This is a genomic window from Methylobacterium currus (assembly GCF_003058325.1).
Lineage (GTDB): Bacteria > Pseudomonadota > Alphaproteobacteria > Rhizobiales > Beijerinckiaceae > Methylobacterium > Methylobacterium currus.
In genome coordinates, this window is the sequence record NZ_CP028843.1 from 3,688,437 (window position 1) to 3,700,159 (window position 11,723).

Consider the following 11,723-nt stretch of genomic DNA (forward strand, 5'->3'; position numbering starts at 1 on the left):
GTCAAAGGGTGGGAAAGCCGTCGTGGGTGACGCCGTCGAGGAGGCGGCCGGCCCTCTTCTTGCCGACGCGCAGCATCACGGCGCCGCGACCGCCGCAGCGGCTCTCATCGCCAGCGCCTACGTCGCCGTTGGGCCAAAGCACCAGACCGTTAGAGGCCATGGCGCCGGCCAGGCCGGGCGAATGCATCCAGGCCCCTTGTTGCTTGAACAGGAACGGCACCCCCGCGGCCGCGCACTGGTCGCGCAGGGAGCGGGCCCATTCGCCATGATGCGCGAGGCATTGACGGCACTCTTCGGTGACGCGCGCGCCACCACGCTGCTGGCCCCGTCCCAGGCCTGAGGCAATGGCGACCAACATCCTTGCGATCCAGCCGCGGCGGCAGGATCTGCGCACTTCAGCGAGCGAGGACTGGACCGACGCGTTTCCGCTCGTCCAAGCCGGTCCCGCCGCCATCGTGGCCAGGACGGGCAATCGGGGAGACGGAGCGCTCACGGTCTCGGCTGTCGCGCCCTACGTCGAACTCGGCCCGCACGTCGTCTTGGTGACGAGCGCGACCGGAGGCGTGACGCTATTCAGCGTCACCGAGCCCGGCGGCATGCTCATCGGGCGAGGCATGGCGGGCCCGCCCGTCACGGTCGGCGGTCTGACCCTCTCCCTTACACCGGGCACCGCCCCGTTCGTGGCTGGAGACGCATGGGGGGTGCAACCCACCACCCAGATGATCGACGACGCCGGCATCGATTACGTCCTGCAGATCCGCCAGAGCCAAACGTCTCCGGTGGTCACCCTCGAAGCCGTGTCGCAGCCGCCCGGCGGCACCTTGCAGACTTTGATCCCGGGCCGGGGCTGTGGCATGCCGACCCTGCTGGTTCCCGACTTGATGATGGCACCGGTGCGGTTCCCGCCCGGATCCTACGTCTACGAGCTGCTCGCCCTCGCCGACGGCCGTCGCAAGAGCGCCTATTTCGGCAATCTCGAGCACGTGGACGGCGTGGCCTACCTGCCCTGAGGAGCCGATGCCCTTTGCAACACACAACGCGGCCGGCGAGCCGGTCGTCATCCCGATCGGCGGGCCGCCCGGCCCACCGGGCGGTGAGGGCCCCGACGGGCGTTCCGCATATCAGATTGCGGTCGAATCGGGCGGCGACACTGGCAGCGAGACCGATTTCGCGGCGATGCTCGCCACCGCAGGCTCGGGCGGCAATATGGCGACGCGCACCGCCGCGGTGCCGATCCGGGCGAGCTGCTGCGTCGTCGATGTCAGAGGCAATACGTGCGCGCCGGCTGACCCAAGCGACCCAACCCAGTGCGGCAAGCTCCTCGGCTTCGTGCGCGACGCGACCAGCCAGGGACAGAGCGCCGCCATCACGACACTTGGTCCGGTTCAGGGGGCGGTCGGCAACTTCGGGCTGGGTGACCGCCTGTGGATCGCCGCCGGGGGCGGACTCACCCGCGTGCCGCCCGCGATGGGCTGGCGGCAATGCGTCGGCGTGGCGACAGACGCGTCTACGATCCTGTTCCGGCCTGAGCGAGCTGCGCTCTACAACCCAGTCTCGCCGCTGGTCCTGATCGGTGGCGCGGACCAGGGCGCCGTTGCCGCGCTGATCGCTGCGGCATTCGCAGCCAACCCGCAGGCACTGGCTGCTGTGCTCGCCGGGGTATTCGACGCCCTCCCCCCGCTTCCGGTCGACCTGTCGACCGTCCCCGCCGCCGGCGGCCTGTACCGTGACGGCGATGCCAACGGCTACCGCCTTGTGCGCCTCTCTCCCGCGAGCTGATCTCCGATGCCTCGTGCCGCCAACCTGCGCGTTGCGCTCGCGCTCTCAACCGCGCTCGTCCCCGCCGCCGCCATGCCGCGCGACCTGCCGGCCTATCGTGGTCCGGTCGATACCGGCACCGGACTGTACCGGTCCTTGCTGGACTGGTTCAGTGACCGCGCCAACGTGCTCGCGTTCCCGGGCGCCGACCTGTCGCAGAAATTCGCCGCGGCCTGTGCCGCGCTGCCGAGCACCGGCGGGACGATCTACCTGCCGAAGGGCATGCCGCCGGCGAACGGCCGCCTGGTCTGCAACGGCAAGTCGGTCAGCCTGAAGGGTGACGGCCCGGGCGTCAGCCAGATCGTGTTCACCTCCGCGGCTGCCGGCGCCGCCGGTACCGCCCTGTCGCCGGGTGACGCGCTGCGGCCGATCACGATCGACGGCCTCACCCTCACCACGGCCGTCGATCAGGTCAACGGCAACGCCGCGATCACCCTGCGCTACGGCTCGGCGCCCTCGAGCATCTTCAAGGGCCCGCGCGTCACCAACGTCGAGATCGCAGGCGCCGGCAACAACGCGACCTACTGGGACAGGGGCATCGACGCCTACAACATCTGGGGCTTCGACTTCCACGGCCTCAACATCCGCGGCAAGGACGTCGGCGGAGCGACGGCTTTCCCAAGCGCCGGCATGGGCGCCGCGATCAGCATCACGGGCGAGAACGGCGGCGGCTGCTCGGACGGCAAGATCTCGGGCGTCAACGCTGTCTTCGCCAGGTACGTCGGCTATGTCTCGGGCGACTGCGAAGGACTGCACTGGACGGACAATACGGGCGTCCCCGTCGATCAGGGCATTACCTGGCCCGATGCCAAGGGCTATCCAGGCTTTTTCATCTCGAACAATCATTTCAACACGTTCTCGACCGCCATCGCGATCTCGGGCGCACAGCAGGGGTTCATCACCGGCAACCTGCTCTACAAGTGGACCGGGTCGGCGCAGGACTGGCGCGGCATCGTGCTCGGCACCGCTGTCGGCGGCGGCACGACCTACTATGCCACCGACAACATCGTGCGCGGCAACACCCTGTTCGGGTATTCGGGCGGCGGCGCCGCCGGCGGCAGCTCGGTCGGCCTTGATGCGTCGGGCGGCGACGGCAACATGATCGCCGTCAACCGGTTCGTCCGGATGGATTGGGTGTTCAACTTCGGCGGGATTGGCTCGACCAACGTCGTGACCGACAATACCGCGGTCGCGACGGGGTCGGGCTGGCAGAAGAACATCGGCTTCAATACGATCAGCCGCAATAACGTGCCGGTCGCTGCGGGTAACGATCCGAATTACATTCCGTTTGGAACTGGATCGGCTACATTTAATGTCGGCGCGTGGTTCCAGAAGGTATTTTATACCAATAACCCGTCCACTGCCGTGACGATGACGGATTTTACCAATGCCGAGGTTGGCCGGCAGATCACGATTATCGCACAGGATGCCAACACGACCATCGCGAACAACGCGCGCATCCGTCTCAAAGGCGGAACGAATATGACGATGGTATCGGGAGCATCCCTGACACTGCTCAATACCGGGTCGTACTGGCAGGAAATTGGCCGCTCTCAGTAGAGATTGGCGGCTTATCACCCTCTGATTGCGAGCATTCTGATGAGTTCTGGCGTCATGTTCGCTGTGACGGGCGGTGACGGCCGCCCTTACGACATGCCGGCCGAGACGGCGCTAGCCGGCGCGGTCCCGGTTGTCGCATTCGCCCAGACCGGCGCGACGGAGCAGAAGACGATGCCAGATCACCTGGCGGCCAAGGCCTCGCTCGGTGGCCTCATCGGCCCCGATGCGGACCTACTGATCCCGCAAGGCTCGGTCCACGTCGTCATCCCAACGCTCACCGCTTCGCGGTCATGGTCCCTGCCTGATGTGGACGGATATCCCTACGGCCAAGATCTCGTGATCGTTGACGACGGACGAACTCTCGGAGCCGGGCCGACCCTGGCGGTCATCCCTCTCGCCGGGTCAGGCGATGCGATTGCTGGCTATCCGTCCGGCATCACCCTCGCCGACGCGGGCGCATCCGTGCGCCTGCGTCGCGGCCTCCTCTCCAATGTGTGGGTTCTCGTCTGATGCGTCGCGTCATCACCATCATCGCCGCCCTGTGGGTTGCCCCGGCTCATGCCGACGGTCTCACTCTCGCATCGCCGAGCGGCCCGAACACCCAGGGCCAGTGCTACGCATCCGGCAGCAGCGGACCACGTGTGCCGTGCGTGCTTCAGGGGCAGACCTGGACGCGGGTGCTGCGGCCGACCGACGACGCGTCGGGGATGACGGCCGTGACGCGTCTCCTGACCGATAGCTCGACCTCCCTGGCGACGACCGAGTTCGTCCAGAAGCTCGCCTCGGCCACCTATGTCGGACCCTACCTCAGCAACACCGCGTGCGCGTCGGACCAGACGAGCCGGATCAACGCGCTGTCGGCGAGCCTGCCGGCAGGCGCATGGCTCATCTTCCCCAGGCAAGCCTGCATCCTCATCACGGGCACCCTGACCAACACGCGGCAAGTCTGGGAAGGGGCGGGCGGCGTCGCCGGCACCACCATCGCGTTCAGCGCCCCGACCGGGACTGCGGTGAAGCTGATGGGCGACGGGGCCACCTTGAAAGGGTTCCACCTGTACAACAGCGTCGGAACCACGTCGTCGGTTGGCGTGCAGATGTCGGACAAGGTCGAGAACCCGACCCGCCAACGAATTGAAGATGTCTATGTTCACGACTTCACAAATAATATCTACGTCGAGAGCGGATATTTCTGGTCTTGGCACCGTGTTTGGAGCCGTAATTTCAGGAAATACGGTGGCCTCATCCGCAATATGAACTACAACGACAACGGTGACTGGAGCATCGTTGATTTTGTCTCCCAGTACGACAACGTCAAACCAGACTCTGGAACGGCAGGACTGCGGGCCGAAAGCGGCGGGTCGGGCAAGATCGTCAATTCCAAATTCCTGGGCGCCCAATACGGCATCGACTGGTTCCAGCTTGACGCCCTGGTCACCACGCCGCCCGCTGGCGGGACCGGCATCCTGCAAATCGCCAACTCGTCACTGGAGAACCAGTCGAAGGTCGGGATCTCGGTGCAAGCTGAGAATATCTACCAGTTCGGATCGGTCACCATCACCGGAAACGAGATCTTTGATCAGCCGAAGGGTATCTTTATCGGGAAGAACATCTTCAACGTGTCAATCTCGGGCAACGTCTTCCCCCGCAACGACACCGCCGTGGAGATCGGCGACGGCGCGCACGGCGTGACGGTCGTCGGCAACAACTTCCGGGCGTTCAACACTGGGGCCGTGAGCATCCTCGAGGGCTCGAGTGACGTGACGGTGGGTGTCAACGGGTACGCGACCAGCCCGGGCAAGCCACGGGTGATTGATCAGCGGGCAGCCGGTGCGGGGCGTATCGACAATGCCGAGACGCGCCCGCTGGCGCTTACGGCCGGCTCTCCGGCGCAGGCCGTATACCGGATCGACACCCGGCAGTTCCGGAGCGCCCGAGCGCGGCTGACTCTGGAGGGCGTAATCCAGGGTGTCGGCGCGGCGAGCCGGGCCTACGACATCCTGTTGACGAATACAGGGGCGGCGGTCACCACCACGTCGCTCAGCGACACAAGCAGCTCGGTCGCGCCACCGGCGATGACGCTCGCGGCAGCCAGCGACAACCCGCAGTCGATAGTCGTTTCGGTAGCTGGTGCTCGCGGAGATTTCCAGGGGTCTTTGTCAATCTCGATTGATGGTAAGATCGTCTCATTAAAAGTCATGCGATAGCTGAGCTTTAGCGGGGCGGCCTGATCTGAGCGCCTCACCACCCCTGACAATCCGGAGACACCATGGCCGCGACCCATTCCGCGGAGCGCGCTCGCGCGCCCGACGATCACGACCACGTCGATCGCGGTCATCGCCGGTCCGGCCTTCGCCGCCGAGGTCGCCACCACCGACACCACCAGCGTGACGCTGTCCGCCGCCCCCTGGATCGCGCTGCTCCAGGAGATCGTCATCACCGCGGTCATCCCGGCGGCGGCCGCCTACGCGATTCAGGCCATCCGCAAGGTCTACCCCTGGGCCGCCCTGTTCCTCACCCAGAGCCGGGTCGAGCAGATGGCCAACGCCGTGACCGAGTACGCCATCAACGCCGTGCCGGGCGCGGTGAAGGAGGGCAAGCTGTCGATCAACGTCGGCTCGGCCGTGATCGCCAAGGCGGTGCAGCGGGCGGTGGACGCGGCACCGGCGAAGGCGCTGGAGGCGGCCGGTGGGGAAGCCGGGCTCGCCGAGATCGTGTTCCGGAAGCTCAACCTCGAGGACGACGCGAACGAGCACAACACCCTCGCGCCGGTGGTGGCGCAGCTGCCCCGCACGCGGTGAAGTGACGAACCCGGGAGGTCCCGATGGGGCTATTCGAGGCGGATCCGTCCCACCCGGCGGGTCCCTACAGCAGCGAGCGGCTGTTCGAGTGGTGCATGGCCGTGATGATGATCTTCATCGCCCTGACGCTGGCGGTGCCTGGCGACACCCTCGAGCGGGCGGCCCTCCGCCCCATCGCGGCCCTGGGCGCCACCGAGGAGAACATGGCGGTGTTCTTCTCCCTGTGCGGAGGCCTGCGGGCCTTCGCGCTCTTCATGAACGGGCACATCAACAACGGGCGCGTCTTCCCGTCCGGCGCCAACATCCGGGCGATCGGGGCGCTCCTGAGCGCCATGGTCTGGGGGCAGCTGACCCTCGCCCTGTTCCTCGACGCCTTCCAGGCCAATTCCGCCAGCCTGAACATCCCGACCTTCGGGAACCTGACCATGTTCGAGCTGCTGACCTGCTTCATCGCCCGCAAGGACGCGGTCCGGCGCAAGGACACCCTGGTCGGGCAGATCACAGCGCTCAAGGAAGAAGCAGCCGGGCAAGGGGTTTCCCTTGTCCCGGCGCCGCCCGGGCCATCCCCCGAGCAAGTCATATCCGACATTCGCGCGAGGAGGCGGGCGAATGCACGAGGAGAGCGGGCCGATGGGTGATGTGGGTTTCCTCAAGGCGATCTTCGATTCCCTGGCCGGCTTTCCCGTCCTCCAGGCCGCTGTCGGTGCCCTGATCCTCCTCGGAGGGCTGAAGCTGATGCTCAAGGCGGACAAGATCAAGGACACGGCCGTGGCGCCCGCGCCGGCCCCGCTCCCCGACGCGCCGCAGATGCACCTCCAGGGCAACATCGCGTATCTCGACCTTCAGCGGGAGAAGCGCGGCCTGCAGCGCGAGATGCGGGATCACCTTGGTAAGGTCGCCGAGTGCGTGCGGATCATCCGCGAGGAGGCGCGGCGCCAGACCGAGATCCTGGAAAGCATCGAGCGCGAGCAGGACGTGCAGGGCCGGGCCCGGCAGCGGCATCACGACGACTGAAGCCGGAACCGCCCTAGTGCATTGACTCATTCGGATGGTGCAGCGTTGCCGTTGACGGCATTGAGGATGGCGGCGGCCGGCTTGGTCCAGACGAAGGGCTTTGGCCTGTCGTTGTGCTCGGTGATGTAGCGGTTGATCGCAGCCTGAAGGTCGACGATCCCGCTGAAGCTGCCACGTTTCAGCCTGCGCCGGGTCAAGGCCGAGAAGAAGCCCTCGACCGCGTTCATCCACGAGGCCGAGGTCGGAGTGAAGTGGAAGATCCAGCGCGGATGCCGGGCCAGCCAGGCTCGCACTTTCGGGTGCTTGTGGGTGGCGTAGTTGTCCAGGATCACGTGGATCAGTTTGCCGGCCGGCACCGCGGCCTCGATAGTGTTGAGGAAGCGCAGGAACTCGTCGTGGCGATGACGCTGCATGCAGCGACCGATCACGGTGCCCTCCAGCACGTCGAGCGCGGCAAACAGCGTCGTGGTACCGTGACGGACGTAGTCGTGGGTCTGGGTTTCGGGACGACCTGGCGTGACGGGACGACCTGGCGTGACGGGACGACCTGGCGTGACGGGACGACCTGGCGTGACGGGACGACCTGGCGTGACGGGTCGGCTCGGACGGGTGCGTTCCAGGGCCTGGATCTGGCTCTTCTCGTCGAGCGAGAGCACGACGGCATGGCGCGGCGGATCCATGGAGAGGCCGACGATGTCCTCGACCTTCTCGGCGAAGGCTGGATCGTTCGAGCGCTTGAAGCTGCGGACCCGATGTGGCTGGAGGCGGTGTGCGTCCCAGATGCGCTGGACCGATCGTAAGGAGATCCCGACGGCCTGCGCCAGGGCGCGGCCGGTCCAGTGGGTGACCTCACCGGGCGGTTCGGAGCAGGTCAGCGCCAGCACCTCGGCGACGGTGTCGGTGGAGTGGGGCGGCTTGCCAGGCGGACGGGTCTTGTCGCGCAGCAGTCCCTCGACGCCTTCTTCGGCGTAGCGCTGTTGCCAGCGCCAGACGGCTGGCCGGCTGACGCCGGCCTGGCGGGCGACGTCGAGGACGGAGAGGCGTTCGGCCGAGAGCAGAACGATGCGGGCGCGCTGGATGTGCTTGAGGGGCTGCGCCCGATCGGCGACGATGGCGGACAGGTGCGCCAGGTCGGCGGCGCTGGGAATCACGCAGACAGTCTGAGCCATGCCTCAGACTCGCATGCCTCACGCCTGACGTGAATCATCTGAATGCGTCAATGCACTAGCGGCGTCCCGTTGGCCGACGGGATCTCCTCGGACCCACGCCTTCAGCCCCGCCGGCAGCCGCCGAGCGGGGTTCTTTGTTTTGGCAGGTCTCTCGCTCAGACGAATGCGTGAAATGCCATGCGTGTCGGAGATTGGCCGACCGTTTCCACCCGTGAGAACCCGGCGTCCATGCACATGCCCTTCACAGCCGCCTCGTTCGGTCCAAAGAAATTCGTGGGATCGCCACCAAGCGCGCCTGCAGGGTAGCAGGCCAGAGCAGGCCTCTCAATATCCAGAAGGTCGACATGGGTCTCGATAATAGCGAATTTCTTTGTAACTGATCTAACCCTCATAAAATACCCAAGAGGACCGGGGGCATGATATAGCACACCCAGGAAAAGATCTATGTCGAACAATCCAACATCTCTTGGGTTGATGTCTTCAACGCGAACTTTTAGCGCCTCGACGTTGGAGTTCAATGCTTCTTTTGCCAAATCAAATCCGTCTTTTGTGAATACTCCAGAGCCGCCCCAGCAGAAATGATCTGTTGCAAGAACTCGATCGGCTCCGCGTCTCTCAGCCTCGAATGAGTAAAATCCATCCCACGCTCCGATATCAATAACAGAACTGCCATGTAGGCTTGTCGGCACTCCGATAATTTGCAAAGTTCCATTGGTGGCGCCGGCGCTGGGTGTGACGATACCTTGGCCCAAATCAATCCGGTGGTGCCAATTCATTGATTTCACTTTGGCAAGCAAATCATCGCGGTTCATAATCGATCATCCAGGCGGCTACTCAGGACCAAGGCGCCTTTAATCCATTAATATGTTTTTTGCGCAAGGGCCTATCTTGTGAAAATATCTGAGTGAAATCGAGCGGCGGCTATCGATTTAGGAGAGACAGGGGGCGGCAAAATGCGAGCGGCGATCAATTGACAAATTTGGAATAAAAACAAATTTTCAGTATATATGAATCAGTATGGCGAACGAAACTGGGGATATTTGCGATGCCTGACTTGTGGTAATCACTCACCCAGAGGGTGTGTGGCATTCAGTAGTGATAGGGGCGCGCTCAGGCTGCTTGCCTGTATTGCCGCGGAGATGAGGGTGAAGCGACCTTCAACGCGTCCAGATCTCCGGCTTGGGGCGCTTTCGTCTCAAGGCCCCCACCCGTCCGGCCACGACAGGTCATGGCCGACGACGCGCTTCAGCCCCCGCTTACCTGCTCCGCGAAGTCCTCCGGCACCTCGCCGAACTGACCCGGGATCGCGACGCTCTCCAGTTCGCCCGTCTCGTCATCCGCCACAATGCGCAGAGCCGCCGCGCCCGGCATCCGACCTGCGATAGCCTCGGCGCGCTTGAGCGCACCGCTCTCCGTCGGCGCTACATCCCGGTTGCCCGGCCGCAGCCGCTTCCGGTGGATCTCGAACGTCTGCACCATGAACGTCGTCCGCCTCCCCATCACGATCTCCTGATCCCACCGTCCCCGCTCCACACAGGCCCGAAGCTCTGCCTTGACCGGGAACCTCCGGCCTGTTTGTTCTCTTTGTGTTCTAACATGGAGGGCGCACGTGAGTCTCTATCGGGTCGGTGCAGAGGCGGCGGACGCGGGCGGGCTCGTGCGGATCCCGTTCATGCTCCCGACCCTCTGCGCCGGCTTCCCGAGCCCGGCCGAAGGCTTCATCGAGGGCGCACTGGAGCTGCCGCGCTGGCTCGTGCCGAACCCGCCCGCCACCTTCATCTGGCGCGTGCGCGGCTGGTGCATGAAGGGCGCCGGCATCCACGACGAGGATCTGGCCGTGGTCGACCGCTCGCTCTTGCCGTCGTCCGGCGCCGTCGTGGTCGCGGTGGTCAACGGCGAGATGAGCCTGAAGCGCCTGGTGATGACCGGCAACCGGCTGTCCCTCACGTTCAACAACCGGGAGATGGATCAGGACTTCGCCGTCGAGGATCTCGAGGAAGGCCTGCTCTGGGGCGTGCTGCTGTTCTCGGTGCGCTGGCACCACGTGAAGGCACGGGCAAGCGTCCAGCGATAAGCCGGGCGATCGCGCTGATCGATGGCAACTCCTTCTACTGCTCCTGCGAGCGCGTGTTCGACCCGAAGCTCACCGGCGTGCCGGTGATCGTGCTGTCGAACAACGATGGCTGCGCCATCGCGCGGACTGCCGAGGAAGGCCCTCGGGATCCGCATGGGCGAGCCCTTCTTCAAGATCCGCAATCTATGCCGTCAGAAGAACGTGCGCGTCTTCTCCTCGAACTACGCCCTCTACGGCGACATGAGCGCGAGGGCCAACACGGTCTACCGGCAGTTCGCGCCGGATGTGGAGATCTACTCCATCGACGAGAGCTTTCTGGACCTCTCCGACGTGCGCGAGCGCGACCGGGTGGCACTGGCGCGGGACCTGCGCTCCACCGTGCGGCAGTGGACCGGCCTGCCGACCTGCGTCGGCATCGGTCCGACCAAGACCCTCGCCAAGCTCGCCAACCACATCGCGAAAACGGTGCCCGAGCTCGGGGGCGTGTGCGACCTCTCCGACGAGACGGAGCGGGCCGCTTGGATGGTCGGGATCTCGGTGGGCGAGGTCTGGGGCATCGGCCGTGCCTCGCTGGCGCGGCTCACCGCCATGGGCGTCGACACGGTGGCGGACCTGCGCGACCTCGACCCGCGTCCGGCGCGCCAGTCGCTAACGGTGGTGGGCGAGCGCATCATCCACGAGTTGCGCGGGCGCGCCTGCCTGCCGCTCGAGATCGTGCCGGCCCGGCGCAAGGGTTGCGCGGTCACCCGCTCGTTCTCCTCCAGGATCACCGAGCGGACGGTGCTCGAACAGGCGGTGGCGGCGCACGCGACGCGGCTGGGCGAGAAGCTGCGGCGCGACGGGCTCGCGGTTTCGGCCGTGACGGTCTTCTACCACACCAGCGAGCACGACCGCGGCGACCCGATGCGCTCGGTCTCGACGGTGGTGCACCTGCCCGAAGCGACGAACGACAGCCGGCACCTGATTGACGCGGCGATCCGCGGCGTGGCGCAGACCTGGAAGGAGCAGGGGCCGATGCCGTGGCGCTACAGCAAGGCCGGGCTTGTCACCACCGACCTCGTGCCGCTCGACGAGGCGCCCCGCCCGCTGTTCGATGCGCTCGACCGGGAGAAGTCCGGCAGGCTGATGGCGGCGATGGATACCTGCAACAGCCGGTTCGGGCGCGGCGCCGTGGTGCCGGCGCGGGCGGGGCTCGTCGAGAGGCGTATGTGGTCGACGAAGTTCGAGATGCGTTCGCCGCGGTTCACGACGCGGTTGAGCGAGGTGCCGAGTGTGTCAGCCGCGTAGTAG

At 65.7% G+C, this 11,723-nt stretch carries 13 protein-coding genes and 1 pseudogene; 10 read left to right on the forward strand and 4 right to left on the reverse strand.

What is annotated here, in order from left to right:
- Position 1: 1 nt before the first annotated feature.
- Positions 2-358: a DUF5131 family protein gene (locus tag DA075_RS17205; protein WP_244936171.1), complete on the reverse strand. Its 357-nt coding sequence runs from the start codon at positions 356-358 to the stop codon at positions 2-4.
- Here DA075_RS17205 and DA075_RS17210 point away from each other — a divergent pair.
- The 8 genes from DA075_RS17210 (at position 345) to DA075_RS17245 (ending at position 7,190) form a co-directional block, all read left to right on the forward strand.
- Positions 345-1,010, forward strand: coding sequence for a hypothetical protein (locus DA075_RS17210; RefSeq protein WP_164712167.1), 666 nt, complete (start codon positions 345-347; stop codon positions 1,008-1,010). The two genes, DA075_RS17205 and DA075_RS17210, sit on opposite strands and share 14 nt — an antisense overlap.
- A gap of 7 nt (positions 1,011-1,017) precedes the next feature.
- Positions 1,018-1,779, forward strand: a complete 762-nt coding sequence (locus DA075_RS17215) for a hypothetical protein (RefSeq protein ID WP_099954273.1) — start codon at positions 1,018-1,020, stop codon at positions 1,777-1,779.
- A gap of 6 nt (positions 1,780-1,785) precedes the next feature.
- Positions 1,786-3,378, forward strand: coding sequence for a hypothetical protein (locus tag DA075_RS17220; RefSeq protein WP_099954274.1), 1,593 nt, complete (start codon positions 1,786-1,788; stop codon positions 3,376-3,378).
- Positions 3,379-3,432: 54 nt separating this feature from the next.
- A complete protein-coding gene (locus DA075_RS17225) occupies positions 3,433-3,888 on the forward strand; it encodes a hypothetical protein (RefSeq protein ID WP_123834313.1) in 456 nt (151 codons plus the stop codon).
- Complete coding sequence (locus DA075_RS17230) at positions 3,888-5,582, forward strand: right-handed parallel beta-helix repeat-containing protein (protein ID WP_123834316.1); 1,695 nt, start codon at positions 3,888-3,890, stop codon at positions 5,580-5,582. Before DA075_RS17225 ends, DA075_RS17230 begins: the two co-directional genes overlap by 1 nt.
- Before the next feature lie 180 nt (positions 5,583-5,762).
- A complete protein-coding gene (locus DA075_RS17235; protein WP_099954277.1) occupies positions 5,763-6,176 on the forward strand; it encodes a hypothetical protein in 414 nt (137 codons plus the stop codon).
- Between the two features lie 23 nt (positions 6,177-6,199).
- The gene (locus DA075_RS17240; protein WP_174800098.1) at positions 6,200-6,814 is read left to right on the forward strand and encodes a hypothetical protein; all 615 of its coding nucleotides are present in this window, start codon (positions 6,200-6,202) and stop codon (positions 6,812-6,814) included.
- Positions 6,807-7,190 (forward strand): hypothetical protein, encoded by a 384-nt coding sequence (locus tag DA075_RS17245; RefSeq protein WP_099956649.1) that lies wholly within the window; start codon positions 6,807-6,809, stop codon positions 7,188-7,190. The genes DA075_RS17240 and DA075_RS17245 overlap by 8 nt, the downstream gene beginning before the upstream one ends.
- 26 nt (positions 7,191-7,216) lie before the next feature.
- On the opposite strand, the gene DA075_RS17250 is transcribed toward DA075_RS17245, so the two are convergent.
- The 3 genes from DA075_RS17250 to DA075_RS17260 all read right to left on the reverse strand — a co-directional run bounded on the left by DA075_RS17250 (position 7,217) and on the right by DA075_RS17260 (position 9,859).
- Positions 7,217-8,359 carry an IS630 family transposase gene (locus tag DA075_RS17250; RefSeq protein WP_164712367.1) on the reverse strand — a complete coding sequence of 381 codons (1,143 nt, stop codon included), beginning with the start codon at positions 8,357-8,359 and terminating at the stop codon, positions 7,217-7,219.
- A 155-nt stretch (positions 8,360-8,514) separates the two neighbouring features.
- Positions 8,515-9,171: a DUF1698 domain-containing protein gene (locus tag DA075_RS17255; RefSeq protein WP_108394320.1), complete on the reverse strand. Its 657-nt coding sequence runs from the start codon at positions 9,169-9,171 to the stop codon at positions 8,515-8,517.
- 433 nt (positions 9,172-9,604) lie between these two features.
- Positions 9,605-9,859, reverse strand: a complete 255-nt coding sequence (locus DA075_RS17260) for a hypothetical protein (RefSeq protein WP_099954279.1) — start codon at positions 9,857-9,859, stop codon at positions 9,605-9,607.
- A 109-nt stretch (positions 9,860-9,968) separates the two neighbouring features.
- Between DA075_RS17260 and DA075_RS17265 the strand changes: the two genes are divergently transcribed.
- Together DA075_RS17265 and DA075_RS17270 are read left to right on the forward strand one after the other, a co-directional pair.
- Positions 9,969-10,433 carry a LexA family protein gene (locus DA075_RS17265; RefSeq protein WP_099954280.1) on the forward strand — a complete coding sequence of 155 codons (465 nt, stop codon included), beginning with the start codon at positions 9,969-9,971 and terminating at the stop codon, positions 10,431-10,433.
- Positions 10,430-11,720: pseudogene (locus tag DA075_RS17270) on the forward strand (Y-family DNA polymerase). The gene DA075_RS17265 and the pseudogene DA075_RS17270 overlap by 4 nt, the downstream one beginning before the upstream one ends.
- Positions 11,721-11,723 lie beyond the last annotated feature (3 nt).

Excerpts from the sequence above, each read along its gene's own strand:
- DA075_RS17210 (WP_164712167.1), top strand. The coding sequence starts at position 345 with ATGGCGACCAACATCCTTGCGATCCAGCCGCGGCGGCAGGATCTGCGC.
- DA075_RS17205 (WP_244936171.1), bottom strand. The coding sequence starts at position 358 with ATGTTGGTCGCCATTGCCTCAGGCCTGGGACGGGGCCAGCAGCGTGGT.
- DA075_RS17215 (WP_099954273.1), top strand. The coding sequence starts at position 1,018 with ATGCCCTTTGCAACACACAACGCGGCCGGCGAGCCGGTCGTCATCCCG.
- DA075_RS17220 (WP_099954274.1), top strand. The coding sequence starts at position 1,786 with ATGCCTCGTGCCGCCAACCTGCGCGTTGCGCTCGCGCTCTCAACCGCG.
- DA075_RS17225 (WP_123834313.1), top strand. The coding sequence starts at position 3,433 with ATGTTCGCTGTGACGGGCGGTGACGGCCGCCCTTACGACATGCCGGCC.
- DA075_RS17230 (WP_123834316.1), top strand. The coding sequence starts at position 3,888 with ATGCGTCGCGTCATCACCATCATCGCCGCCCTGTGGGTTGCCCCGGCT.
- DA075_RS17240 (WP_174800098.1), top strand. The coding sequence starts at position 6,200 with ATGGGGCTATTCGAGGCGGATCCGTCCCACCCGGCGGGTCCCTACAGC.
- DA075_RS17245 (WP_099956649.1), top strand. The coding sequence starts at position 6,807 with ATGGGTGATGTGGGTTTCCTCAAGGCGATCTTCGATTCCCTGGCCGGC.
- DA075_RS17250 (WP_164712367.1), bottom strand. The coding sequence starts at position 8,359 with ATGGCTCAGACTGTCTGCGTGATTCCCAGCGCCGCCGACCTGGCGCAC.
- DA075_RS17255 (WP_108394320.1), bottom strand. The coding sequence starts at position 9,171 with ATGAACCGCGATGATTTGCTTGCCAAAGTGAAATCAATGAATTGGCAC.
- DA075_RS17260 (WP_099954279.1), bottom strand. The coding sequence starts at position 9,859 with ATGGGGAGGCGGACGACGTTCATGGTGCAGACGTTCGAGATCCACCGG.